Source organism: Jannaschia sp. Os4 (genome assembly GCF_016820245.1).
Lineage (GTDB): Bacteria > Pseudomonadota > Alphaproteobacteria > Rhodobacterales > Rhodobacteraceae > Jannaschia.
Genome location: NZ_JAFCAR010000008.1, coordinates 1 through 23,960 on the forward strand (window position 1 = coordinate 1; position 23,960 = coordinate 23,960).

The following is a 23,960-nucleotide window of genomic DNA, read 5'->3' on the forward strand; positions in this document are numbered from 1 at the left end:
CCCCCCCCCCCCCCCCCCCCCCCCCCCCCCCCCCGGTCGCCGCCCTAGAGGGCGGCGAACCGACAAAGGAGACCGCCGATGGGCTTCCGCATGGGCATCGTGGGCCTGCCGAACGTGGGCAAGTCCACCCTCTTCAACGCCTTGACCAAGACCGCCGCCGCGCAGGCCGCGAACTTCCCCTTCTGTACCATCGAGCCGAACGTGGGCGAGGTGGCGGTGCCGGACGCGCGCCTCCACACCCTGTCGGAGATGGCCCGGTCCAAGCAGACCATCCCCGCGCGCATGACCTTCGTGGACATCGCCGGGCTGGTGAAGGGCGCGTCCAAGGGCGAGGGGCTCGGCAACCAGTTCCTCGCCAACATCCGCGAGACGGACGCCATCGCCCACGTGCTGCGCTGCTTCGAGGACGGGGACGTCACCCACGTTGAGGGGCGGGTGGACCCGGTCTCGGATGCGGAGACGATCGAGACGGAGCTGATGATCGCGGATCTCGAGTCGATCGAGCGGCGGATGCAGAACCTCGTGCGCAAGCTGAAGGGCGGCGACAAGGAGGCCAAGGACCAGCAGCGCCTGCTGGAGGCCGCCAAGGCCGCGCTGGAAGCGGGGCGGCCCGCGCGCACCGTCGAGGTGGATGCCGAGGACGCGCGCGCGTGGGAGATGCTTCAGCTGCTCACGGCCAAGCCCGTCCTCTACGTCTGCAACGTCGAGGAGGAGAACGCGGCCACCGGCAACGCCCACTCCGAGGCGGTGGCCGAGATGGCGGCGGCGCAGGGCAACGGCACGGTCGTGATCTCGGCGGCCATCGAGGAGCAGATCGCCCAGCTCGACGACGCGGAGCAGGCCGAGTTCCTGGCGGAGATGGGGCTGGAGGAGGCGGGGCTCGACCGGCTGATCCGCGCGGGCTACGCGCTGCTGAAGCTGGAGACCTACTTCACCGTGGGGCCGAAGGAGTCGCGGGCATGGACGATCCCGGCGGGGACGACGGCGCCGCGCGCGGCGGGCGTGATCCACGGCGACTTCGAGAAGGGCTTCATCCGGGCCGAGACGATCGCCTACGACGACTTCGTGGCCTTGGGCGGCGAGCAGAAGGCCAAGGAGGCGGGCAAGATGCGCGCCGAGGGGAAGGGCTACGTCGTGCGCGACGGCGACGTGCTGCACTTCCTGCACTCCGGCTAGGGGGCTCCGCCCCCGGCGCTGCGCGCCTCCCCCGGGATACTTCCGCCAAGAAAGGGGGGTGACGGCGCGTGCGCGCGGGCGGTAGGCGCCCGGGCCATGACAGACCGCATCCTCATCGACACCGATCCCGGCGTGGACGACGCGATGGCCATCGCCATGGCCGCCGCCGACCCGCGCCTCTCCCTCGTGGGCCTCTCCACCGTGTTCGGCAACGTCCGCGCGGCGACCGCCACGCGCAACGCGCTGGTGCTGTGCGACTGGCTGGGACTGGACGTGCCGGTGGCGGAGGGGGCGGACGTCAGCCAAGCCTTGGGCCGGTTCGACGCCGTGGACTGGGTGCACGGGGCCGAGGGGTTCGGCGACATGCCCGCGCAGGCGCCGTCGCGGGGGAAGGACCCGCGGGACGCGGCGGACCTGATCATCGAGGCGTCGAAGGCGGGGCTGCTGGTGCTGGCGCCGATCGGGCCGCTGACCAACGTGGCCGAGGCGATGCAGCGGGATCCCGGCCTCGCCGCGCGGCTGGACCACCTCGTGATCATGGGCGGCTCGCTCTCTGGCGGGAACGTGACGGCGCGGGCGGAGGCCAACGTCTGGCACGACCCCCACGCGGCGCGCGAGGTGCTGCGCGCGGGGGCGAACGTCACGCTGGTGGGGCTCGACGTGACGAACCGGGTCTGCTGCACCGCGGACGACTTCGATCGCCTCGCGCGGGAGGCGCCGGCGATGGGCGGGCGGCTGCGGGAGATGGGGGCGTTCTACCTCGACTTCTATGCGTCCAAGGGGATGGCGGGCTGCGGGCTGCACGACCCGGCGGCGATCCTCGCGCACACGGACCCGGACCTGTTCGCCTTCGAGGAGACGGGGATCGACGTGATCCTCGACGGGGACGCGGTCGGCGAGACCGTGCGCGCCGACGGTCCTCCGGTGCGGGTCGCGGTGGACGGCGACCTCGACGCGATCAAGGAGCGGTTCCTCGGCCTCGTGGGCCGCCTCGACTGATCTGCCACACCGGCGGGGCCTTGCCGAAACGTGAACGTCCCGCCTCTCGCGGGCAGGGGGCGTCGTGGTTATGTTGTGGCCCTGCCATCTTGGGGAAGACGACCGATGCAACGACGCGAGTTCCTGACCACCGGCTTGGCCTCCGGCCTCGCCCTGACCGGCCTGTTCGCCGCCGACGCGGCGCGCGCCCAGTCCGCGCGCGGCCCCTCGTTCGACCCTGTCCTCGTCCGCACCCGCGCCGACGTCGCGGCCAACGAGCTGCACGTCCTGCCCGACGCCTTCATGGTCTACTGGACGATGCCGGGCGGGGTGGCGATGCGCTACCGCTGCGGCGTCGGCCGCCCCGGCCTGTACGAATCGGGCGAGTTCTACGTGGGGGCCAAGAAGGAATGGCCCTCGTGGACGCCGACGCCCGAGATGATCGAGCGCGACCCCGCCTCCTACGCGCAATACGCCGACGGCGTGCCGGGCGGGCCGGACAACCCGCTGGGCGCGCGGGCGATCTACCTGTTCCAGGAGGGGCGGGGCGACACGTTCCTGCGCATCCATGGGACGAACGCGCCGGGGACCATCGGCTCGGCGGTGTCGAACGGCTGCGCGCGGCTGATCAACTCGGAGATCATCGACCTCTACGAGCGGGTGGCGATGCGCGCGCGGGTCGTGCTGCACCCGAAGGCGAACGGCTCGGCCTGACGGCCCGGGCGGCGTGGTTTCGTACGAATTGTACGAAACCGCGCGACCGGTCTTCACGAAACGGACGGAGCCTTCACAGGTCTCGTCGAGGACTTTCGCCGCATTGCGGCATGAGTCCCTGACCCCTTGCGGAGCCGGGTCGAGCCGGTCCGTCAGCGGAGCCGCGTCCGCACGGCCTCGGCCATCGCGCGTCCGAGGGTGCGGTGCGCCTCGGCGGTCAGGTGGACGCCGTCGACCGGGTCCACGCTGACCAGCCGCCCCGCGTCCACGAAGCCGCAGCCCAGCCGCTCGGCCTGCGCGCGCAGCGCGGGCGCCACCGCGCGGGACCGGGCGCGCCCGCCTTGGAACATCTCGGCCAGCACGCCCGCCTCCTCGACGGGCACGGGGGCCACGAGCAGCACGTCCGGGGCCGCGCCCCCCTGCCCCGCTTGGCTGCGCTGCACCTCCTGCGCCAGCCGTGCCGCCCCCGCCGCCACATCCCAGCCCCGCAGCGCGAAGCGCGCCTTGCAGTCGTTGGTGCCCAGCATGACCACCACGAGGTCGAGGGGCCGGTGGCTCTCGAGGAGGGCGGGCAGGACGGCGAGGCCGTTCTTGTGCGGCCCGTCGATGGGGTCGTCGTGGACCGTCGTGCGGCCCGGCTGGCCCTCGCAGGTCACGGGGCGGCCCAAGGCCTCGGCCATCACGTCGGGCCACGGCACGCCCGGCGGGTGGCGGTCGAAGGCGCCCAGCGCGGTGAGCGCCACGGTGCCGTGGCTGTTGGAGTCGCCGAAGACGAGGATGCTCATGCGGGGTTGCTAGACCGAGCGCGTTGCGGGAGTCACGCCCGGCGAAGGGGGGGCCGCCGATGCTGCCGGACGACATCCAACAGGCCGCGATGCGGCTGCTGCACCACCGGACGGCGCGGCTGGCCGACGGCGACCCGGTGGCCGAGCCGCTGATCCCCACCACGACCTTCCGCTTGGGCGACCAGCCCGCGCCGGACGCGATCTACTCCCGCTACGCCAACCCGACGCTCGACGGCGCGGAGGCGCGGCTGGCCGAGGTGGAGGGGGCGCCGGTCGTGCTCTCGACGAGCGGCATGGCGGCCATCGCGGGGGTCATGCTCGCCTGCCTCAAGGCCGGGGACCGGGTGGTGGTGCCCGCCGACGGCTACTTCCACACGCGGGTTCTGGCGGGCGACATCCTCGCGCCCTTGGGGATCGAGGCGGTGGAGGTGCCGACGCGCGATCTCGCGGCGGCGGACCTCTCCGGCGTATCGCTGGTCGTGGTCGAGACGCCGTCCAACCCGGGGCTGGAGATCGTGGACCTGCCCGCGCTGGCGGCGCGGTGCCGGGCGGCGGGCGCGCGGTTGTGCGTGGACAACACCTTCTGCACGGGGCTGCTGCAGCGGCCCCTCGCCTTGGGGGCGGACGTGGTGGTGTCGGCGGACACCAAGGCGGCGGGGGGGCATTCGGACCTGCTGCTGGGGCATTCGGCGACGGCGGACGCCGCGCTGGAGGCGCGGCTCCGGGACGTGCGGAAGTTCACGGGCGCGGTGCCGGGGGCGTTCGAGGCGTGGCTGCTGTCGCGCTCGCTGGAGACCTTGGAGCTGCGGCTGGAGCGGATGTGCGCGTCGGCCGCCGCGGTGGCGGACCGGCTGGCCGGGGCGGGGGTGGCCGTGTCCTATCCGGGGCGCGCGGACCATCTGCAGCACGCGCTGGCGGCGCGCCAGATGGCGGCGCCGGGCTTCGTGGTGGGCGCGACCTTCGCGGACAAGGCGGCGGCGGAGCGCTTCCTCGACGCCTCGGGCATCCTGCGCGCCACGTCGTTCGGGGGGACGCACACAAGCGCGGACCGCCGGGCGCGCTGGGGCGACGCGGTGCCCGAGGGCTTCCTGCGCCTGTCCGTCGGGATCGAGCCGGCGGGGCCGCTCGCGGCGGCGGTGGAGCGGGGGCTGGCGGCGCTCTAGGCCGCCTCGGACAGGATCCGCGCCAGCGCGTCGGCGAGGCGGCGCGCGCGCGCCCCGCCGTGCAGCGCCCGCGCCACCGGCCCCTCGGGGAGGTCGGCGCGGGGCCCGCAGGCCACCAGCCGCCCCGCGCGCAGGTCCGCCGCGACGAGCGCGACCCGCCCCATCAGCACGCCGCCGCCGTCGATCGCCGCGCGGTGCGCCAGGGCGTAGAGCGAGTGCTCCGGGCCCGGCGGCGGGACGGGGCGGCCCGTGGCGCGCGCCCAGAGCGCCCAGTCCGCCGACCACGTCGCGTCCGCGAGCCGGGGCCCCGCGACGCCCGGCGCGGCGACGGGGACGAGGGCGTCGCGCCCGTCCGGGCCGTAGAAGAGGGCGACGTCGAAGCGGTCGCGCTTGGCCTCCGGGGGCGCCTCCATCGCGTGGAGGGAGACCGGCAGCCCCTGCGCCGCGAGGTCGGGCAGCCGCGGCGCGAGGACCAGTTGGGCGAGCGCGGGCAGCGCGGCGACGCGGAGCGGCGGCGCGGCCTCCTCGCGCAGGATCGCGGCCGCCTCGGCGAGATGCGCCATCGCCTCGGTCAGGGCGGGCAGCAGGCGGGCGCAGGCCGCCGTCGGCGCGACGCCGCGGGGGCCGCGCGCGAAGAGGGGGACGCCGGTGCGGGTCTCCAGGGCCTTGACCTGCGCGGCGACCGCCGCCGGGGTGACGCCGAGTTCGGACGCCGCCGCCGCGAAGCCGCCGGCGCGCGCCGCCGCCTCGACGGCGCGCAGCGCATGGAGCGACAGGCCGGGCGGGAGCGGGGGCGCGAGGGGCATCGGGCGGTCCGGGGGCGAGGGCAAGGATTCCTTGCCCTCGTCTCGCACGGTCCCCGCGTTGACCGCCAGTCCCCCGGGCGGGCATCGAGGCGGCATGACCGATCTCGCCCCCCGCCCGTGGCTCTCGGAGGCGGCCCGCCGCCGCGAGGCCGACCTGCCCCTGCCCGCCGACCCCCGCGCCGCCGTGGAGGCGGCGGCGGCGGAGACGCGGCGCATCCACGACGTCGAATGCCTGAACCTCAACCCGGCGACGAACGTGATGAACCCGCGCGCCGAGGCGCTGCTTTCTGCAGGGCTCGGGTCGCGCCCGTCGCTGGGCCATCCGGGCGACAAGTACGAGACGGGGCTGGAGGCGGTGGAGCGGATCGAGGTGATCGCCGCCCGCCTCGCCGCCCGCGTGTTCGGCGCGACCCATGCCGAGGTGCGGGTGCCGTCGGGGGCGCTGGCCAACCTGTTCGCGTTCATGGCGCTGGCGCGGCCGGGCGACGGGATCGTCGCGCCGCCCGCCGAGGTGGGCGGCCACGTCACGCACCACGCGCCGGGCTGCGCGGGGCGCTACGGGCTGGGGGTGCATCCCGCGCCGGTGGACGCGGGCGGCTACACGGTGGACGTGGCGGGCGTGCGGGCCGTGGCGCGCGAGGTCCGCCCCAAGCTGATCACGGTGGGCCAGTCGCTCAACCTGCGCCCGCATCCGGTGGCGCAGCTGCGCGAGGTGGCCGACGAGGTCGGCGCGTGGCTGATGTTCGACGCCGCCCACCTGTGCGGCGTGATCGCGGGCGGCGCGTGGCCCAACCCCTTGGACGAGGGGGCGCATCTGATGACGATGTCGACCTACAAGTCGCTGGGCGGCCCGGCGGGCGGGCTGATCGTCACGCGGGAGGCGGAGGTGGCGGAGCGGCTCGACGCGGTGGCCTTCCCCGGGCTGACGGCCAACTTCGACGCGGGCCGCGTGGCGGCGCTGGCGGTGACGCTGCAGGACTGGGTGGAGTTCGGGGCGGCCTACGCGGACGCGATGGTCGGGACCGCGCGGGCCTTGGCGGAGGCCTGCGCGGCGGCGGGCCTGGCGGTCCATGGCGGCGGGACGCGGAGCCACCAGTTCGCGCTGGAGACGCCGGGCGGCGGCCAGCGCGCGGCGCGGCGGCTGCGCCGGGCGGGGCTGCTGGCCTGCGGGATCGGCCTGCCGGGCGCGGCGGCGGCGGGGGACATGAACGGCCTGCGGATCGGCACGCCCGAGGCGGTGCGCCGCGGCCTCGGCCCGGCGCACGCGCCGGAGGTGGCCGCGCTGCTCCGGGCGGGTCTGACGGGCGACCCCGAGGCGGTGGCGCCCCGGACCCGCGCGTTGCGCGCGACGCTCACCGGCCTGCGCTTCGCCGGCTGAGCGTCTTGCGGCTGGGGCGGCGCGGCTATAGGCCGGTCGACGGAGACGTGGCCGAGTGGTCGAAGGCGCTCCCCTGCTAAGGGAGTAGGCGGGAAACCGTCTCGAGGGTTCGAATCCCTTCGTCTCCGCCACACCTCATACGTAGGTGTTTGACATAGCTAGGCATTCTTCTCGAACTCCTCTGTAAGGTACGCTTCAGGGTACAGTTTTCCTTTGCGGGGACGCCCCGCTCGGTACTGGCGTTGATGCTAGCACCAGCGACTGCGGCGGCAAAGACGTCCAAATATACTGCCAGCCTCTGTTCGCTTCCTTCCGTCACGATCCAGACGGCTCCAACCCGCTGTTCTTACTCCCAGTGACGGTCAACGCCCGGCGGATTGTCTTCCCCTGCGACGCTAGCGTGTCGCTAGGGCATACTCGTGGAACTGTTCAGCCGGTCGTCCGCGCCTCACTGTCAAGGCGACCCTCGTTCCGTTCGTCCGTAGTCAGCCACCCATGCACCGCGGACACGCAAACCGACCCCTCGCCCACGCCGGAGGCTACGCGCTTGACCGATCCCGCGCGCAGGTCGCCCACGGCGAAGACGCCGGGCCGGGACGTCTCGAAGGCGGATTTGGGCCTGCCCTCGGTCACGTCGGTGCCGGTGCACACGAAGCCCTTGGCGTCCACTTGGACGCAGCCCTCCAGCCAGCCGGTGTTGGGCACCGCGCCGATCATCACGAAGATATGGGTGATGGGGCGCTCCTCCGCGCCGTCCGGCCCCTCCATCGTCACACCCGTCAGCGCGGGCGTGCCGTGGAGCGCGGTGATCTGGGTCCGCGTGCGCAGGGTGATGCGGCAGGAATCTTCGATCCGCTGGACGAGGTAGTCGGACATGCTGTCCGCAAGCCCGTCGCCACGGACCAGGACGTGGACGTGCTCGGCATAGCGGGACAGGAACACCGCCGCCTGTCCGGCCGAGTTGCCGCCGCCCACGACCGCGACCTCCGCGTTCTCGCAGAGCCCCGCCTCCAGCGCCGTGGCGGCGTAGTGCAGGCCCCGGTTCTCGTAGCCCCCCTCGCCGGGCAGGCCCAGCCTGCGGTAGGTCGCGCCGGTGGCCAGCACGACCGCCCGGGCGTCCACCGTCGCGCCGCCGTCCAAGGCAACCCGGAAGGGGCGACCGTCCTCGGCGCGGTCGCAGTCCAATCCGCGAGCCGCACGGGAGACGGCCATGCGCGCGCCGAAGCGCTGCGCCTGGATCCACGCCCGCCCGGCGAGCGCCTGCCCCGAGATGCCGATGGGAAAGCCCAGATAGTTCTCGATCCGGCTGGACGTGCCCGCCTGCCCACCCGGGGCCTCCTCTTCCACGATGATCGTGTCGAGCCCCTCGGAGGCGGCATAGACGGCCGCTGACAGGCCCGCGGGTCCCGCGCCCACCACGGCGACGTCGTAGACGTGGCCTGCCTCCGGTGCCTCCGTCAGCCCCAGGGCGTCTGCGAGGTCGGGGATGGAGGGTCGGGAAAGCGTCACGTCGTCGGGGGCGAGCACGGCGGGAAGGTCGTCCTCCGTCAGTCCGCGGGCGTCCATCAGCCGCGCCGCCTCCGGGTCCGCGGCCTCCACGTAGCGCATCGGGTAGCCGTTGCGCCCGAGGAAGCGCTTCATGCGAATGGCGTCCGCCAGGCCGCCCGCGTCGGCGTGATCCGCGATCAGCACTGCGCCCGCCTCCGCGTGGCGAATGAAGCCCGTGCGCCGCAGGATGAAGGCGCGGGTGATCGTCTCGCCCAGATCGGCCTCGGTGGAGACCATGCGCCGGAACGCGGCGCGCGGGACGCGCAGGATGCGCGCGTCCCCGCCGCCCTCCGGCCCCGCGATCCGCCCATCCACGAGGATCCGGCGGTCGTTGAAGAGGTCCAACTCGCCGGTGAACTGGCATCGGCCGTGGACGGTGTTCACGCGTTCCTCGCCCGACGCGCCCCGTTCGACGATCTCCACGCCGCCCTCGAGGACCACGAGGAAGTCGACGCTGCGCTCGCCCCGCTCGAAGACCAGTGTGCCGGGGGCCAGCGTCTCCTCGCGTCCGTATGGGCGGATGCGGTCCACCGCCTCGCCCGAGAGATGCGGGAAGGTCTGCTGCTCGCGGGCATAAGGGTCCGTCGGATCGACGGACGCGCTGGCAGCTGCGGGGGCGGAGTCGACGGCGGACTGGTGTTCTGGACGGTCGGTCATCGGACGGAGCGTAGTGCATGGATGTCGAAGGCGCACGCCCCAGGATCGTCCGCGCGGGTCGCAGGCATCATTCGGCGGCGAGCGCGGACCGGCCGCCGAGCGGTCCGTCGGAGAGATCGGCCTGCGCCGCCGCGCCGTCCGCCACGATCTGCGCGAGGATCGAGGCGGCGAGGCTCCTCGGATCGCGGCAGGACGGCACGAGCCCCGCCGGGGCGCGCAGGCGAGCGAGAAGACGGGGGGCGAGGCGTCTGGAAAGCCACACCGCGCGGGCCTCGCGCGTCCGGTGTCCGCCGATGGCGGAGACGTGGAAGGCCGGGCTGGGCAGCGCCCATTCGAGCAGCGGCCCCTCCCAGTCGGAATCGTGCAGGAGGGACGCTAAGGCTGTCCACCGGTCCGGCGGAAGGGAGGGGAGACGGTCCGGGGCGGTCCAGGCGTGGACGCGGGCTTCCGCCTCGGCGCAAGCGGCGCGCTCGTCGGGGTCCGGCGACAGCGCGACGACCTCGTGCCCCGCGGCGACGGCGAGGCGCACCATCCCGAAGAGCTCCGCTCCCCGACCGGCGACGAGCACGCGCGTCCTCGGAGCGACCCGGTGGGCGAAGCGGCCTGGCGGGACGAAGGCGTCCGGTGCGACGAGATCGCGATTGGGATCAGGCGCGGCGGGATCGAACGCGAAGGCGAAGGCTCGCCGGGCCCTCTGCAGCGTGCAGGCCGCGATCATCACATCCGGGTCGAGGCACGGATCGACGTGCAGCACCACGCCCCCGCCGCAGGGAAGCCGGATGTCCATGAACGGCGAGCCCGCCCCATAGCGCAGCGTGCGGGCCGCGCCCGCCGCCATCGCCTTGCGCGCCTCTAGGGCGACGGCCGCCTCCAGGCAACCGCCGGTGATCTGGCCCATCCAGGTACCGTCGTCGTGCACCAGCATCAGGGCGCCGGGTGCGCGGTATGCGGAGCCCACGACCGCAATCAGCGTCACGAGGGCGACCGGCAAGCTCGCCACGCGATCGAGGGCCGCCTGCCGCAGGATCTCGGCGTCGGTCGCCTCGCAGGGCCATCGGCCGGTGGTGCCCGTCGTGACATTCCGCGGGCCCGCCGGGGCGTACGCCCCGCGACGAGTGGGCCGGACCGATGTGAGACGCCCGCGCACTCGCCTAGTCCGGCACGTGGCCGGGGATCGCTTCATTGCCCCGCGTGTGGTGGGGCTGGAACACGAAGGAGGCGAGACGCCAGCCGTCGGCCTCCCGCACGACGTCGAACGTGTAGGACCCCCACACCTCCCACAGGTCGCCGCCCTCGAACCCCTCGATGCGGTTCCACGCGTAGCCCTGGCTCTCGACCGTGCCAGCGTCCGGTCCGTCGAAGGTGACGACATGGCCGCCGCGCAGATGGAAGGAAGGCTTGCCCTCGTATAGATTGGTCTCCCAGCCACCGATCAGTTCGTCGGCGGGCATCGCCTGCGCGTCGGGCGACCCCATCGCGACCTCGATCTCGTCGGTGAAGTAGGACCGCGCGAGGTCCCAGTCCTTTCGGTCCACGGCGGCGTCGAGCGCGTTGCTCAGCTCGATCACGGCCATGCGGTCGGCGGCGTCCTGCGCAGCAGCGAAGCCCGGTGCCACGAGCGCGGCGCAGCACAGCAGGGCAGTACGGGGGGTTAAGATAGTCATCGTCGGTTCTCCTAGGGTTGGGATAGAAAAAAGGGACCCACCGCTGCGGTGCGGCGCGCGGCGGCGGGCCAAGTCCGGCGCCCGGACGGGGAGGGACGAGGCGCCGGTTCTGGACCACGGCGGGGGACATCCGCCGCGGCCCGTCTCGATTGGAGCCCGTCTCGTCAGGCGCGCATGCCTTGCAGCACGTGCTCCATGCGGATGGGCAGGTCGCGCAGGCGGACCCCGGTGGCATCGTAGACGGCGTTCGCTACTGCGGCGGCCATGCCGGTGATACCTAGCTCGCCCACGCCCTTCATGCCCATGGGCCCAATATGGGGGTCCTCCTCCGGGACGATCTCGATGCTCAGGTCGGGGATGTCGGCATTGACCGGCACGAAGTACTCGCCGAGGTCGGCGTTGACGAAGCGCGCGGCGCGGTTGTCCACTTCGGTCTGCTCGTGCAGCGCCGAGGCCACGCCCCAGATCATGCCACCCATCAGCTGCGAGCGCGTCGTCATCTCGTTGAGAATGCGCCCCGCCGCAAAGGCGCCGACCAGGCGCGGCACGCGGATCTCGTAGGTGACGGGATCGACGGAGACCTCCACGAAGTGCGCGCCGAAGGACGACCGGGCATGGGTGTCGGTGGTCAGCCCGATCAGCGGGGTCGCACCGCGGCGGTAGAGGCTCATGATCGAGGAGCGGTCGACGCTCGCGGGCACCCAGGTGCCCCGCTCGTTTACGACGCCGAAGGGCACGGCGCCCACCACCTCGCGCAGCGGGGCGGAGCGGTCGCCCGCGACGAGCGCGCCGCCGGACACGGAGACCGCCGCTGGATCCGCGCCCGCGAGCGGGCCACCCTCGGCGGTCGCCACCGTGATGAGGCGGGCGATGACGCGGTCGCAGGCATCCTTGACGGCGCCGGTGATGGACGCCGTCTGGCGCGAGCCGCCCGCCACGCCGTTCGGTGCCAGTTCGCTGTCGCCGAGCTCCACGGTGACGTTCTCCAGCGGCACGCCCAGGATCGCCGCCGCCGTCTGGCTGAGGACGTTGTGGGTGCCGCCGCCGATATCCTGCACGGCCGCCGAGACGCGCACGGAGAGGTCCGACCCCATCCGCACGTCCGCCACCGCGGCCGATGAGTAGACGGGGTACATGGCCGAGGCCACGCCGTGCCCGATCAGAAGCCCGTCGCGGATGCGGCTACCCGGCTCGGCGGACGGGCCCTCCCAGCCGAAGGACGCGGCGCCCACGCGTAGGCACTCGGCCAAGGAGCGCGAGGTCCACGGCAACCCACCTACCGGCTCGGTCGCACTGTCCGACGCGAGGCGCACCTCGACCGGATCGCGGCCTGCCGCGAGCGCCACCTCGTCGATGGCCGATTCCAACGCGAAGAAGGCGGGCACCTCGGCGGGCGAGCGCATGAAGCCCGGCGTGTTGGTGTCGGTGGAGACGAGAGCGTTCGTGCCGCGCACCGCGTCCCAGCCGTACATGCGCGTGGTCATCTCAGTGCCGGGCAGCGGCACGTCGTCCATGCGGCTGGTCTGCTGCACCTGGTGGTGTCCGAGCGCCGTCAGCCGCCCGTCCGCATCGACGCCCACACGGATGTCGTGGGTCGACTGAGGACGGTAGGACCCGGCCGAGAACATGTCGTGCCGCGACACGTAGAGTTTGACCGGCCGCCCCACCATCCGCGCGGCTTGGGCTGCGAGGAAGGTGTGCGCCATGACCGTTGCCTTGGAGCCGAAGCCCCCGCCGGTGACGGCCGCGACCACGCGCACCCGTTCCACGGGCAGGCCGAACTTGGTGGCCAGCGACGCGCGGGTGCCGGTCATCCATTGCGACGGGCAGTGCACCACGAGGTCGCCCGCGCGCCATTCGGCCGTCGTGCCATAGAGTTCGATCGCGTTGTGGTGCTGGATCGGCGTGGTGTAGCGCGCCTCGACGACATGGGCCGCGCCGGACAGGACGGCGTCCACGTCGCCCACCTCGATCGGCTCGACCGCCTCGCCGATGTCGCGCGCCGCAGGGGCCGCGTCCGCGAACATCGACGCCACGGCCCCGTCCGCCGCCTCGACCGTCAACTCGACCAGCTTGGCCGCCTCGCGCGCGTTCTCGACCGTATCGGCCACCACGAGGGCGACGGGCTGCTGAGCGAAGCGGATCTCCGGGCTTTCGAAGCCTTGCCAGGAGGATTGCGCGACGCCTCCGGCCGAGAACGTCGTCACCGCTCCGAGATTGGGGGGAAAGTTCTCGTGCGTCAGCACCAGCCGCACGCCGGGCACGGCCTCGGCGGCACCCGTGTCGATGGCGGTGATCGTGCCACGCGCCTGGGGGGCCAGCACGAGGGCGGCGTGGAGCGCGCCGGAGACCGGGGCGTCGGCGGCGTAGACCGCCTGCCCCGTCACCTTGAGCCGCCCGTCGTAGCGCGGCTCAGGCGCGCCGATCATCGGGAGGCCGGTGGCCGCTTCGGATACGTCGTAGGTCTCGGCCATGGCTCAGCCCTCCATGTCGCGCAGGATGGTCAGCGCGCGGATGATGGTATTCTGTCCAAGGGGCACCTTGAACGCGTTGTGGTGGAAGGTGCGGGCGTCGGCGAAGGCCGCTTCGGCCGCCGCCTGCATCCTCTCGTCGTTGAGCGGGCCGCCACGCAGCGCGTCCTCGGCCGCCGTCGCGCGCCAAGGTACGGTGGCCACCCCGCCGAGGCCGAGGCGCACGTCGGCGACCGTGTCGCCGTCCATCGCCAATCCGGCGGCGCAGGAGGCATTGGCGAAGGCGTAGGACGAGCGGTCACGGACCTTCACGTAGGTGGAGCGCCGCGTCGCGGGGCTCAGGTCCACCCGGAAGGCGGTGATGATCTCGCCGGGGGCGAGCCGCGTCACCTGCTCCGGCGTCTCGCGGTTCGCGGGCAGGACGTGGAGGTCGGCGAAGGGCAGCGTCCGATCGCCGTCCGGCCCCGTGATCTCGACGGTGGCGCCGAAGGCCGCGAGGCTTTGGGCCATGTCGCCGGGATAGGAGGCGAGGAAGGTCTCCGTCGTGCCCAGCACCGCGCCCAGCCGGTTCGCGCCCTCGGGCTCGCCGCTGTCGCGCCGATCGTTGCGCGTGATGACCGCCTGCCAGGAAGGGTCGCGGAAGTAGGGGTCGCGCGTGCGCTGCAGGACGTTACCGCCCAAGGTGGCCATGTGGCGCAACTGCTGCGTGGCGGCGAGCCAGAGCGATTCCGAGATCGCGGGCGCCTCCGCCTTCACCACCGCGTCCTCGGCCGCTTGATGCATCGTCACCAGCGCGCCCAGGACCAGCGCGTCGCCGTCGCGACGGACCTCGCGCAACCCGGGCTCGCGCAGACGGGTGATGTCGATGACGCGCTCGGGTTGGTAGACCTTGTGCTTCATCAGGTCGAGCATCGTCGTGCCGCCCGCATAGATCATCGCGCCCGGCTCGACCGCGCGGGACGTGGCGTCGGCGAGCGTAGTCGGGCGTTCGTAGAAGAAGGGGTTCATCGATCAGGCCTCCCCGGTCCGAAGGTGAAGCTCCTGCCGCGCCCCGCCGCCATCCGCGGCCGCCTCGGGCATCCGCTCGCGGGCCTCCAGCACGGCGGCGGTGATGTTCGGGTAGGCCGCGCAACGGCAGAGGTTACCGGACATGTACTCGCGCACCTCGGCCGCGTTCGATGCATGACCCTCGTTCACCACCGCGACGGCCGACATGATCTGGCCCGGCGTGCAGTAGCCGCATTGCAGCGCGTCATTGGCGACGAAGGCCGCCTGCATCGGGTGCAGCCCGTCTTCGGCGTAGCCGCCCGCCGCGGCCACGGCGGCGAGCCCTTCGATCGTGGTGACCTCGCGCCTCTCGACCTGCTGGGCGAGCGTCAGGCAGGCCAGACGCGGCTCGCCGTCGATGTGGATTGTACACGCCCCGCACTGGCCGTGGTTGCAGCCGACCTTGGTGCCCGTCAGCTCGCGCGTCTCGCGCAACCAGTCGAGCAGCGTCGTGCGCGGCTCCGCCGAAGCCTGGATGCGCTCGCCGTTCAGCGTGACCTCGAAGGGCAGCGGATCGCGCGGGTCGCTCGGGCCCGCAGGGGCTGCGGGCGGTGCGGTACCCTGCCCCATCGCGGCGGTCGCGGCGAAGCCGCCCACGGCGCCCGCGCCGCCCTTCAGTAATCCCCGGCGGCTGAGGCCGCCCCTTGGTATTCTATCGGTCATATCAGTCTCCCTGTCTTTGCATCTCGATTGCCGATCGTCCTCGGTCCTCCGGCGCCGCGCACCGCATCAGAGCCGGTGGTCGTAAGGTGATGGTACGAAGGCGAAGCTGCCCGTCCCCGCAACGCGTGCGACGAAGCCCACGCCTGGAAACGGGTTGTGCATCCCCGCCACGCGGAGGCGGCCCGCCGCTGCCTCGTCCATGATCGCCACGCGCGTGCGCGCCGCCTGCGTGGCGTCGATGTCGAAGGCCACGCCGAGGTCGGTGCGCGGGAACTGGACGGCGGGGACGTGCACCACGTCGCCCCAGACGAGAAGCCCCTCCGGTCCGGTCCCGATCGCATAGCCGCTGTGCCCCGGCGTGTGACCGGTCAGCGCGCGCAGCGTGACGCCCTCCGCGACCGAGGCTCCATCGGCGAAGGCGCGGATACGATCCGGACCGAAGACGGCCAGCACACGCTGGTTCTGCTCGTAGCCCTCCGCCCCCGCCTCGCGGGCCTCAGCGCTCCGCCAGAAGGCCAGATCCACTTCGCTCAGAACGAGGTTAGCGTTCGGGAAGGCGCGCGCGCCGCCCGCGGTGAGCGCGCCGCCGACATGGTCGGGATGCATGTGCGTCGCGAGCAGGGAGTCGATGGAGCCGGGGTCGATGCCGAGCACGCGCAGCGTGTCGGGCAGCCGCCCGAGGCTCGGGACGCCTTCGAGCGCCCCGCCCGCGTCGATCAGGAGCCGCCGTCCGGGCAGATCGACGAGATAGGCGTTCACCGAGCCAACATAGTCGTCCATGTCGAGGAACGCCGCCTCGAAGAGCGGACGCAGCTCCTCGGGCGAGGCGCCCTGGACGATCTCCGGATCGCTCGGGAAGTAGCCGTCAGACAGCGCGGTGACGATCGCGTCGCCCGCGCGGAACCGCTGCGCGCCGACGATCCGTGCGATGCCGCTCCCGTCCTGCGCGGCGGCGGCACCGACCGACCACGGCGTCTGGGGCAGGAGTGCGGCCAAGGTCAGCGCGCCGCCCGCCGCGATGAGGCTCCGCCTTCGGATCGGGCCGGTCCTCGCGGACTGCGCGAGGCTCGAACGGCTACGGCCGCATTCGTCGTCCTCGTTCATCTCGTCTCTCCCTGGTTCGGGCCCTGACTCGGGGCGATGCCGGCCCCCCGCGCGGGTGGCGGGGGCCGAGGGGATCGCGGTCGTGGGTCTAGGTCGCGTCCGGCGCCTCGACGTCGGACCATTCCGCCACCATGGGCGGCGCGCGCTCGCCCTGCACCTCGATCGCGTCGAGCGCCGCGGTCAGTTCGGCCAGTTCGCCTTCGGTGAACGTGACCTGAGCGGCCGCGATGTTGTCGCGCAGATGCGGCAGCTGTGTCGTCCCGGGGATCGGCACGATGCTATCCCCCTGGGCTAGGAGCCAGGCGAGCGCGATCTCCCCGGGCTTGGCGTCCTTGCGCGCGCCCCATTCGCGGGCGAGGTCCACGATGGCCATGTTCGCCGCGCGGTTGCCGCCCCCGTCCTCGCCGACATCCATGCGGGACGTGTTCGCGCGGAAGTCGCCCGGCGCGAAGCTCGTCGCCATGTCGATGGCCCCGGTCAGGAACCCGTAGCCCAAGGGCGCGAAGGGCACGAAGCCGATGCCGAGTTCCCGCGTGATCGGGATGATGTCGTCCTCGCGCCCGCGCCAGAGCATCGAGTACTCGGACTGGACGGCGGCCAAGGGCAGCAGCTCATGCGCCCGGCGCAGCGTGGCGGGGCCGCATTCCGACAGGCCCCAATGCAGCGCCTTGCCCTCGTCCATGAGGTCCGAGACAACGCCCGCCACGTCCTCGATCGGCACGTCGGGGTCGACGCGGTGCTGGTAGAGCAGGTCCACCCGGTCCGTGCCGAGCCGGCGGAGCGACCCCTCGACGGCGGCGCGGATGTGTTCGGGGCGGCTGTTGAGACCGCCGTCCCAGGCGCCCGTCTCGAGATCGATGTCGTAGCCGAACTTGGTGACGACCTGCACATCGTCGCGAAAGGGCGCCATCGCCTCGCCCAGGATCTCCTCGTTGAGGAACGGCCCGTAGACCTCGGCGCAGTCGAAGAAGGTTACGCCCTCCTCGTAGGCCGTGCGGATCAGCGCGATCACGTCGTCACGGTGCGGCACGATGGTGTGGAACGTCCGGTGCATGTTCTGCACGCCGAGGCCCAGTTCGGAGGTCTCCAGCCCGCCCAGCATCCGGCGGCCCGGCGCGGGGGCGGAGGCGGCCTGCTGCGCGGCGGCCCCGCCGGCGCCGAGGGCGAGCGCGGCGGCCGTCAGCGGCACGCCGGCTAGGAGGCCCCGGCGGAGCGGGTCGATCTCGTGGTCGTTGTCTTGTTCGTCGGTCATGTCTCTTCTCCCCATGGTTTTGGTTCTGTCCGGCGCGCCCAGCCCGCCGTCAGGCAAGATGCGCCTTGAAGTGCGCCGCCACCGCGTCGGCCGTCTCGGCGACCTTGTCGGCGTGGTCGTAGAAGTCGAAATGCGCGCCGGTCGTCCAATGAAGCGCGCCATGCGCGCCGAGCGCCTCGTGGACCTTCTTGGCCTGGTCGGGGAACGCGCTGTCGTCGGAATGCACGATCAGGACCGGCACCTTGGCCTCGGCCGCGCGTGCGACGGGATCGAAGTCCATCCACGGCCCCCAGGACATCACCGCGAGGCGGTTGTCGTAGGCCGCGACCCCGCCGCCGCGGGCCGCGTCCATGTAGTACTCCATCGGGCCCATGTGCGAGGCGGTCTCGTCGGTGTCGCTATAGGCTGGGATCGTCTCGACCTCGCCCGTCTCCTCGTACTTGCGGCGCGCGGCCTCGCCCGCCTCGCGGCGCTTCTTGACCTCGTCCTCGCCGCCATAGGCGTCGGGCGTGATCGACGGTTCCGAGAACCAGCCGGCCGCCGTCGCGACGGCGCCGACGGGGCCGGGATCGGCGGCGACGTACATGGCGTTGCCGCCTGAGGTGCACACGCCGAGCATGCCCACGCCCGAGACGTCGTCGCGGCCTGCGAGGTGCCCAGCCGCCGCCTTCAGATCCTCGAGCTTCTTGCTCGGATCGTCGAAGAGCCGCGGCTCGCCGCCGCTCTCGCCGTAGTCGGAATAGTCGATCGCCAGCGCCGCGACGCCGCGCTCGGCCAGCGCGCGGGCGTAGATGCCGCCCATCATCTCCTTGACGGAGGTCAGTGAGCCCGCGACCACCGCCGCGGGCACCTCGCCCCCGGCACCCTTCGGGCGGTAGAGGTTGCCCACCACCTCGCGATCGCCGGCCTTGAGACGAACGGTCTCGACAGAGACGGTCTCGGTCGTGCCGCCATCATGTTGCAACGCGAGGTCCTCGCGCAGGATGTTCACCTCAGGCATTTGCATCTCCTCTCATGTCGGTTCGTCTCACCAGCCGATCTCCTTACGGTCCCGAAAGAACCGGCCGTTGGCCTCCGTGCTCTCCGCCGTCGCCAGCCAGACGGCCGTGTCCGCCGCCTCCTCGGGGCTGCGCTCGGCACCGTTGCCGCCCATGCGGGTGCGCACCCAGCCGGGGCACATCGCGGAGACCGCGACACCCGTCCCGGCCTCGGCGGCCAGCGCCTGCGTCAGCGCGTTGAGCGCGGCCTTCGACACGGAATAGAGCGGCGGGCCCGACAGGCCCGCGCAGACCGCGCCGTAGCCCGAGGACATGTTGACCACCCGCCCGTAGCCGCGCGCGTTCATACCCGGCAGGAACGCCGTAGTCGTCCGCAGCGGCCCGACGGTGTTGACCTCCAGCGCCTCGCTCAGGTCGTCCGCCCCGGCCTCCAAGAGTGGCGCCTGCGGATAGATGCCCGCGTTGTTGACGAGCACGTCGATCGCGCTCCCGCGTTCGTCGATCGTGGCGGCCGCCTCCTCGACGGACAGGCCGTCCGTGACCTCCAGCGTCACCCAGTCGATCCTCTCCGACGGCCCGCCCAGCCGTTCGACCGCCTCGCGCCCCGCCGCCTCGTCGCGCGCGCCGATCCAGACCCGCAGCCCGCGCTCGAGCAGGGCGGCGCAGACGGCGTAGCCGATGCCCCGGTTGCCGCCGGTGACGAGGGCGGTGCGCGGCGTGCTCACAGGTCGAGCTCCTGGCCCTTCGCTGCCTTCAGCTCCCGCTGGAGACCGTGGACGCTGCGCTTGTCGAGATCGTCCCACGCCCCGCCCCAGGCCATGTTGCGCGTGGCGGTCAGGAACGCGTGCGGGAAGCCCAGATCGATGGCGCTCGCCTCGTCGAGCGCCTTCGTTTGGTCTGCGTCGAGCGTCAGGTCGAGCGCGGAGAGGTTGGACTCGAGCTGTTCGAGCTTCGTCGCCCCGATCAGCGGGATCGTGCCCCGGTCCATCGTCCATCGCAGCGCGACGGCGGCCGGCTCGGTGCCGAGGTCCTTCGCGACGTCGACGACCTTCTGCGCGATGGCGAGGTTGCGGTCGGACTTCGGATGGGTGTCCGAGACGTCGAGGCGGCGGTTCCCGGAGCCGTCCTTGGACCCGCCCCCGGACCCCTCGTTGTACTTGCCCGTGAGTAGCCCGCCCGCGAGCGGCGACCACGCCAGCATGTCGAGGCCGAAGGCGTCGGCCATGGGCATCAGTTCGCGCTCGGCTGTCCGCTCGATCAGGCTGTACTCGACCTGCAGCGCGGCGAAGCGCGTCCAGCCGCGCAGCTCGGCCATCGTGTTGCACTGCGCCGCCGCCCAGGCGGGCGCGTCCGACAGGCCGATATGAAGGATCTTGCCCGCGCGGACGAGGTCGTCGAGGCCGCGCATGATCTCCTCGGCCGGCGTCCCGAAATCCCAGTTGTGCACCCAGTAGAGGTCGATCCGATCGGTGCCGAGGCGCTTCAGGCTACCCTCCAGCGCCTGCACCATGCTCTTGCGGTGGTTGCCGCCGGCATTTGGATGCATCGGCGCCATCGCGTTGGAGTACTTCGTCGCCAGCACGACCTCGTCCCGACGCTCGGCGATCAGGCGCCCGGTGATGCGCTCGCTCTCGCCGTTCACGTAGAGGTTGGCCGTGTCGACGAAGTTGCCGCCCGCCTCGCGGAACGCCTCGTAGATGGCGCGGCAGGTCTCCTCGGGTGCACCCCAGCCCCAATCCTCGCCGAAGGTCATCGTGCCGAGGCAGGCCTCGGAGACGCGCAGGCCCGTGGGGCCGAGGGTCTTGTACCGCATGGCGTCGCGCGCCTCCCTAATCATTGTGTTGCGATCACAAGGATAGGTCGGCCCCGGGGGGCCGTCGTTGCCGCATCCGCGCGTTCCTTTGCAGGATCGTGCCGTCCTACCCCTAGCCCTCGCGCAGGTTGCCGGGCGTCACGTTCCATCGCCTGCGGAACGCGCGCGTCATCCGCGCCTGGCTCGAGAAGCCGCAAAACGCCGCCACCGCGGCGATTGGCGCGTCCCCGTGCAGGAGCAGTTCCGACGCGCGCTCGCAGCGCCGCCGCTGGACGTATGCCCAGGCCGGCTCGCCCAAGGCGTCGCGGAAAGCGCGCGAGAACTGGCTGACGCTGAGCGCGGCCACGTCCGCCAGCGCGGCGAGCGACAGCGCGCTGCCGATGTTCGCTTCGACGTGGTCAATGACGCGCCCGAGCCGCGCGTCGCTCAGACGCGGGACCGTCGCATGCCCGACGCCCGACATCTCCGCCGCCACCAGGCCGCGCAGCGCTACCACGAGGCCTTCGAGGTAGAGGGGATCGGCGCGGCCCGGCGCTCGGACCGCCTCCGAGAGCCGGGCGCCGATCTCGACGGCGGCCCGGCTCCGGCGGCCTTGAAACGAATGGAGGCAGCCCGCCGCGGCCGCGCGCAGGCCTGCCATGACGCCGTCCGCGTACTCCACCATCAGGCTGGTGCCGCGATGGGCGACGTGGAGCTTGCGGATCTCCGTGTCCTTCGGGTGAAACGTCCAGCTGTCGCCCGGCACCTCGCACTCGCGCGGGGCGTCGGTGTTGACCCCTGTGACGTGCGCATAGCCGCCCGCGTTTACGATCACGACGTCCCGCGGCAACGTGACGGTCCCACTCCACGCATCGACGCCCGGCCGGGTGAGGACCACGCGGTCCTGTCCGACGGACAGGGTACCGAGGACATCCGGCTGCGAGTCAAACCGCGACAGTCCTTCGCCGACGTCGCGGGAGTGCACGATCCCGGCACGGTCGAGGCCGTTCGCCATGCCGCGGAGCGATCCGATCCGGCGACCGCTCATCCCCGCACCTCGGTTCTCCATTTCCCAGGCGTCGTCCCCATCACGCGGCGGAACGTATCGGTCATGTGGCTCTGCGACGCGAATCCGGTGGCATAGGCGATTTCGGCGAGCGGCATGTCGCCGAGGCGGAGGAACTCGCAGGCTTTCTCGACGCGCTTGGCGGTGACGTAGCTGTGAGGCGTGTCGCCGGTGGTGGTCTTGAAGGCGTCGGCGAAGGTCCAGCGGGGCATGTCGAGGGCGCGGGCGAGGTCCTCGACGGTGAGGCGCTGGCCCATGCGGTGCTCGACCAGTGCGTCGATGCGAGCCAATTCGGCCGGGGACAGTGGCAGGATTGGCTGCGGCTTGCGCAGGGCACCCGCCTTGTCGAGCAGTCGGGCAAGAAGCACTTGGGTGAGCCCGTCGATTAGAAGGTCGCTCGTGCCGCCCGTGCGCGCGCTTTCGGTCCAGAGCTGCATGGCCGTGCGTCGCAGGGGCTCGTCGCGGAAGAGATCTGCGGCTGCCAAGTGTTCGAAGATCGAAAGAGTGCCTATTCGATGATCGTCCAAAACGCTGGAAAGAAAGTTAGCTTTGAGACCGAGAATCAGTATCTCGTGATCCCCGTCGCATCGGTACGCTGCGGTGGTATGGGGAGGTACGACGTTGATTTCGCCGGGTCGCCAAACTTGGTGTTCCATCCAACCATCGCCGATGTCCCATGCGAATGGGATGTCCGCCTTCAAACCTACGATGATATTGAGATCAGGGACGGCGGGATCGGAGGCTTCAACTTCGCCTTGCTTTACCCTTAACAGTCTTACCGGCATCGACCCACCCGACCGATGCTCCTGCGGGAAGCCTGCGTAGGGCGAGGCCGGGTCGCGATAGAAGTCCGCCAAGGATGACGCGGTCTGCTGTGTCATGTCGCCCGCCTCCTTTCACGTCCGACCGCGGGGGGAGGGGCGCACGCGACGGATCGGGATCAGTCTATAGCACAGAATGATCGTTTCTTCCGTAATCGTCGAGCGGTTGTGGAACCCGCGGCGAGTTCGCCGACGATTCCGGAATACGGCCTGTCGAATGCGCGCGATCATCACAGGATGACGTCAGACACTCTCCCACCGTCCGACGACACGCGCATCCGCTACCTGCGAGGTGGGAGCGTTCACCACGAAGCCTGTGGATCTGGCGATCTGGTGCGGGCGGGGGAGGCGCCGGAGGTTTTCCTGCGGATCGCGGGGCGGGGCAGACTTGCGTGGTCCGCAGCACCCTCGCGCGACCGTTCGGGCGCGGCAATCCTCCTACCATCCCGCGCGACGCTCGTCATCCGCGGCACGCTTCGCGCGCTGCGGGTCTTGCTGCCCGGCTTGGCGGTGACGGGTCCAGCCCGCCCGATCGACGACCCCCTCGTCGCGCTGCTTTGCCCCCGCGTGTGGCTTGCGCCCCAGCCGGTCGCCGAGGCAGCGCTCGTGCTGATCCGACTGCTGCTCGAGCGGGATGACCGAGGACGAACGGATGAGGGCCGAGCGGAGGGCGGCGCGCCTGGTCCGTAACAGGATCGTCGGCGCTTTCGTCTTTCGGATCACGGAATCCCGGCCCGCCCGGAATACCGGGTGCCTCGCTCGTGCTTCTTCCCCGATCATGGTCTTGGAGCGAGTATCACTGGACCCCGGGAGCAGCGCGTTCCTCCGAGAGGCCGACGGCAGCGTGGGTCGCGTGGCGGAGCCGCGGACGATCTCGCTCGTGCGCGACATCACGGCGGATAACGGGGTAAGCACGCTCATCCTCGTACTCGACGCGCCGACCCGGGGCATTCCGGTTCCCGACCTCGCTCGTCCCCTGCATGCGGGAGATCTCGCGCTAGTCCCGCCGGGCAAGGGCGGCACCGCAGGGGTGCGGGGCAACCTTCTCTGCCTTCGGATGCCGCTCTCGTCTTCGCCGCCCATAGCGCGGCGCATCGACGATCCGCTGATCCCGGCGCTGCTGCGGCGGGCCTGGGCGCTACGATCCGCCGAGGGCGAGATCGCGCGCGCGACGGTCCGGCTGCTGGACTTGCTCATCGAGCACGCCCTTCAAGCGTCTGCCGACTCGCCGCGACCGACCAATGCTCGGCGGGCCATCGACCCCCGCATCGCGCGGGCCGTGCAGCATCTGGAAGCGCACCTGGCGGAGCCGTTCGCCGTCGCGGACCTGGCGGCGGTCGCCAACCTCTCGCCATCCCACTTCGCACGCCGGTTCAAGGCCGAGACGGGCGAGCCGACATGGTCCTACGTCCAGCGGCGGCGCTGCGAGCGGGCGAGAGCCCTGTTGCCGGATACCACCCTTCCCATCGCAGAGATCGCACATCGCTGCGGGTTCTCCCACCACGCGCACCTCACCCGGAACTTCCGCAATCGCTACGGGCTCACGCCGTCGATGTTGCGCGCATACGGCGCGGTGCCTCACGATGGTTGAGGTGGGTCGGACTTTCGCCCATCGCGCAAGCACGCGACCCATGGTCCAAACTTCGACCGCGATCCGATCATGCAAAACGTCGGTCGGATCGTACGACGACAGGCCCGGCGGATCCTGCTGGATTGCGATGGACCCACCTATCCGACCCGGGGCCGTCGAATGCCTTCTCCGTTCATCCAGCGGTGTTCCCTACATGCCTCGCATCGTACGTTATGAGTGGCGGAGGGGTCAGACGGTCATTTTGCTTTCCTGCGCCCAATCCGGGTATAGGGGGAAGTCGAGAAGT

General features: G+C 71.9%; 21 protein-coding genes and 1 tRNA gene. 7 read left to right on the forward strand and 15 right to left on the reverse strand.

Features of this window, described 5'->3' with window-relative positions:
• Positions 1-78: 78 nt before the first annotated feature.
• From ychF to JQC91_RS17550, 3 genes are all read left to right on the forward strand, one after another.
• Positions 79-1,176 (forward strand): redox-regulated ATPase YchF, encoded by a 1,098-nt coding sequence (ychF, locus tag JQC91_RS17540; RefSeq protein WP_203288904.1) that lies wholly within the window; start codon positions 79-81, stop codon positions 1,174-1,176.
• Positions 1,177-1,272: 96 nt separating this feature from the next.
• Entirely contained in the window at positions 1,273-2,175 is a 903-nt protein-coding gene (locus JQC91_RS17545; protein ID WP_203288906.1) for a nucleoside hydrolase, read from the forward strand.
• 105 nt (positions 2,176-2,280) lie between these two features.
• The gene (locus JQC91_RS17550; RefSeq protein ID WP_203288908.1) at positions 2,281-2,868 is read left to right on the forward strand and encodes a L,D-transpeptidase; all 588 of its coding nucleotides are present in this window, start codon (positions 2,281-2,283) and stop codon (positions 2,866-2,868) included.
• A 152-nt stretch (positions 2,869-3,020) separates the two neighbouring features.
• Here JQC91_RS17550 and JQC91_RS17555 read toward each other — a convergent pair whose 3' ends face one another.
• Entirely contained in the window at positions 3,021-3,653 is a 633-nt protein-coding gene (locus JQC91_RS17555) for an SGNH/GDSL hydrolase family protein (RefSeq protein WP_203288910.1), read from the reverse strand.
• A gap of 59 nt (positions 3,654-3,712) precedes the next feature.
• Here JQC91_RS17555 and JQC91_RS17560 point away from each other — a divergent pair, with 59 nt between their 5' ends.
• The gene (locus JQC91_RS17560; protein ID WP_203288912.1) at positions 3,713-4,816 is read left to right on the forward strand and encodes a cystathionine gamma-lyase; all 1,104 of its coding nucleotides are present in this window, start codon (positions 3,713-3,715) and stop codon (positions 4,814-4,816) included.
• Here the strand turns inward: JQC91_RS17560 and JQC91_RS17565 are convergent.
• A complete protein-coding gene (locus JQC91_RS17565; RefSeq protein WP_203288914.1) occupies positions 4,813-5,622 on the reverse strand; it encodes a LysR family transcriptional regulator in 810 nt (269 codons plus the stop codon). The two genes, JQC91_RS17560 and JQC91_RS17565, sit on opposite strands and share 4 nt — an antisense overlap.
• A gap of 94 nt (positions 5,623-5,716) precedes the next feature.
• Here JQC91_RS17565 and JQC91_RS17570 point away from each other — a divergent pair, with 94 nt between their 5' ends.
• Positions 5,717-7,000: an aminotransferase class I/II-fold pyridoxal phosphate-dependent enzyme gene (locus JQC91_RS17570; protein ID WP_203288917.1), complete on the forward strand. Its 1,284-nt coding sequence runs from the start codon at positions 5,717-5,719 to the stop codon at positions 6,998-7,000.
• A gap of 41 nt (positions 7,001-7,041) precedes the next feature.
• A tRNA-Ser gene (locus JQC91_RS17575) sits at positions 7,042-7,131 on the forward strand.
• Between the two features lie 298 nt (positions 7,132-7,429).
• Here the strand turns inward: JQC91_RS17575 and JQC91_RS17580 are convergent.
• From JQC91_RS17580 to JQC91_RS17640, 13 genes are all read right to left on the reverse strand, one after another.
• A complete protein-coding gene (locus tag JQC91_RS17580) occupies positions 7,430-9,205 on the reverse strand; it encodes an FAD-dependent oxidoreductase (protein WP_203288919.1) in 1,776 nt (591 codons plus the stop codon).
• Positions 9,206-9,272: 67 nt separating this feature from the next.
• A complete protein-coding gene (locus JQC91_RS17585) occupies positions 9,273-10,196 on the reverse strand; it encodes an XdhC family protein (RefSeq protein WP_203288921.1) in 924 nt (307 codons plus the stop codon).
• 160 nt (positions 10,197-10,356) lie between these two features.
• A complete protein-coding gene (locus tag JQC91_RS17590; protein ID WP_203288923.1) occupies positions 10,357-10,869 on the reverse strand; it encodes a nuclear transport factor 2 family protein in 513 nt (170 codons plus the stop codon).
• Positions 10,870-11,033: 164 nt separating this feature from the next.
• Positions 11,034-13,343, reverse strand: a complete 2,310-nt coding sequence (locus tag JQC91_RS17595; RefSeq protein WP_203288925.1) for a xanthine dehydrogenase family protein molybdopterin-binding subunit — start codon at positions 13,341-13,343, stop codon at positions 11,034-11,036.
• Between the two features lie 3 nt (positions 13,344-13,346).
• The gene (locus JQC91_RS17600; RefSeq protein ID WP_203288927.1) at positions 13,347-14,348 is read right to left on the reverse strand and encodes a xanthine dehydrogenase family protein subunit M; all 1,002 of its coding nucleotides are present in this window, start codon (positions 14,346-14,348) and stop codon (positions 13,347-13,349) included.
• Between the two features lie 3 nt (positions 14,349-14,351).
• Entirely contained in the window at positions 14,352-15,050 is a 699-nt protein-coding gene (locus JQC91_RS17605; RefSeq protein ID WP_343070010.1) for a (2Fe-2S)-binding protein, read from the reverse strand.
• 66 nt (positions 15,051-15,116) lie between these two features.
• Complete coding sequence (locus JQC91_RS17610) at positions 15,117-16,154, reverse strand: MBL fold metallo-hydrolase (protein ID WP_203288928.1); 1,038 nt, start codon at positions 16,152-16,154, stop codon at positions 15,117-15,119.
• An 88-nt stretch (positions 16,155-16,242) separates the two neighbouring features.
• The gene (locus tag JQC91_RS17615) at positions 16,243-17,406 is read right to left on the reverse strand and encodes an aldo/keto reductase (protein WP_203288929.1); all 1,164 of its coding nucleotides are present in this window, start codon (positions 17,404-17,406) and stop codon (positions 16,243-16,245) included.
• 49 nt (positions 17,407-17,455) lie between these two features.
• Positions 17,456-18,406, reverse strand: coding sequence for an alpha/beta hydrolase (locus JQC91_RS17620; protein WP_203288930.1), 951 nt, complete (start codon positions 18,404-18,406; stop codon positions 17,456-17,458).
• A gap of 27 nt (positions 18,407-18,433) precedes the next feature.
• Complete coding sequence (locus tag JQC91_RS17625) at positions 18,434-19,129, reverse strand: SDR family NAD(P)-dependent oxidoreductase (RefSeq protein WP_203288931.1); 696 nt, start codon at positions 19,127-19,129, stop codon at positions 18,434-18,436.
• Complete coding sequence (locus tag JQC91_RS17630; RefSeq protein WP_203288932.1) at positions 19,126-20,217, reverse strand: aldo/keto reductase; 1,092 nt, start codon at positions 20,215-20,217, stop codon at positions 19,126-19,128. The genes JQC91_RS17625 and JQC91_RS17630 overlap by 4 nt, the downstream gene beginning before the upstream one ends.
• Before the next feature lie 112 nt (positions 20,218-20,329).
• Positions 20,330-21,211, reverse strand: a complete 882-nt coding sequence (locus JQC91_RS17635) for a helix-turn-helix transcriptional regulator (RefSeq protein ID WP_203288933.1) — start codon at positions 21,209-21,211, stop codon at positions 20,330-20,332.
• Between the two features lie 29 nt (positions 21,212-21,240).
• Positions 21,241-22,143 (reverse strand): AraC family transcriptional regulator, encoded by a 903-nt coding sequence (locus JQC91_RS17640; protein WP_203288934.1) that lies wholly within the window; start codon positions 22,141-22,143, stop codon positions 21,241-21,243.
• A 574-nt stretch (positions 22,144-22,717) separates the two neighbouring features.
• On the opposite strand from JQC91_RS17640, the gene JQC91_RS17645 reads away from it, so the two are divergent.
• Positions 22,718-23,674 carry an AraC family transcriptional regulator gene (locus tag JQC91_RS17645; protein WP_203288936.1) on the forward strand — a complete coding sequence of 319 codons (957 nt, stop codon included), beginning with the start codon at positions 22,718-22,720 and terminating at the stop codon, positions 23,672-23,674.
• The last annotated feature ends 286 nt before the right edge of the window (positions 23,675-23,960 follow it).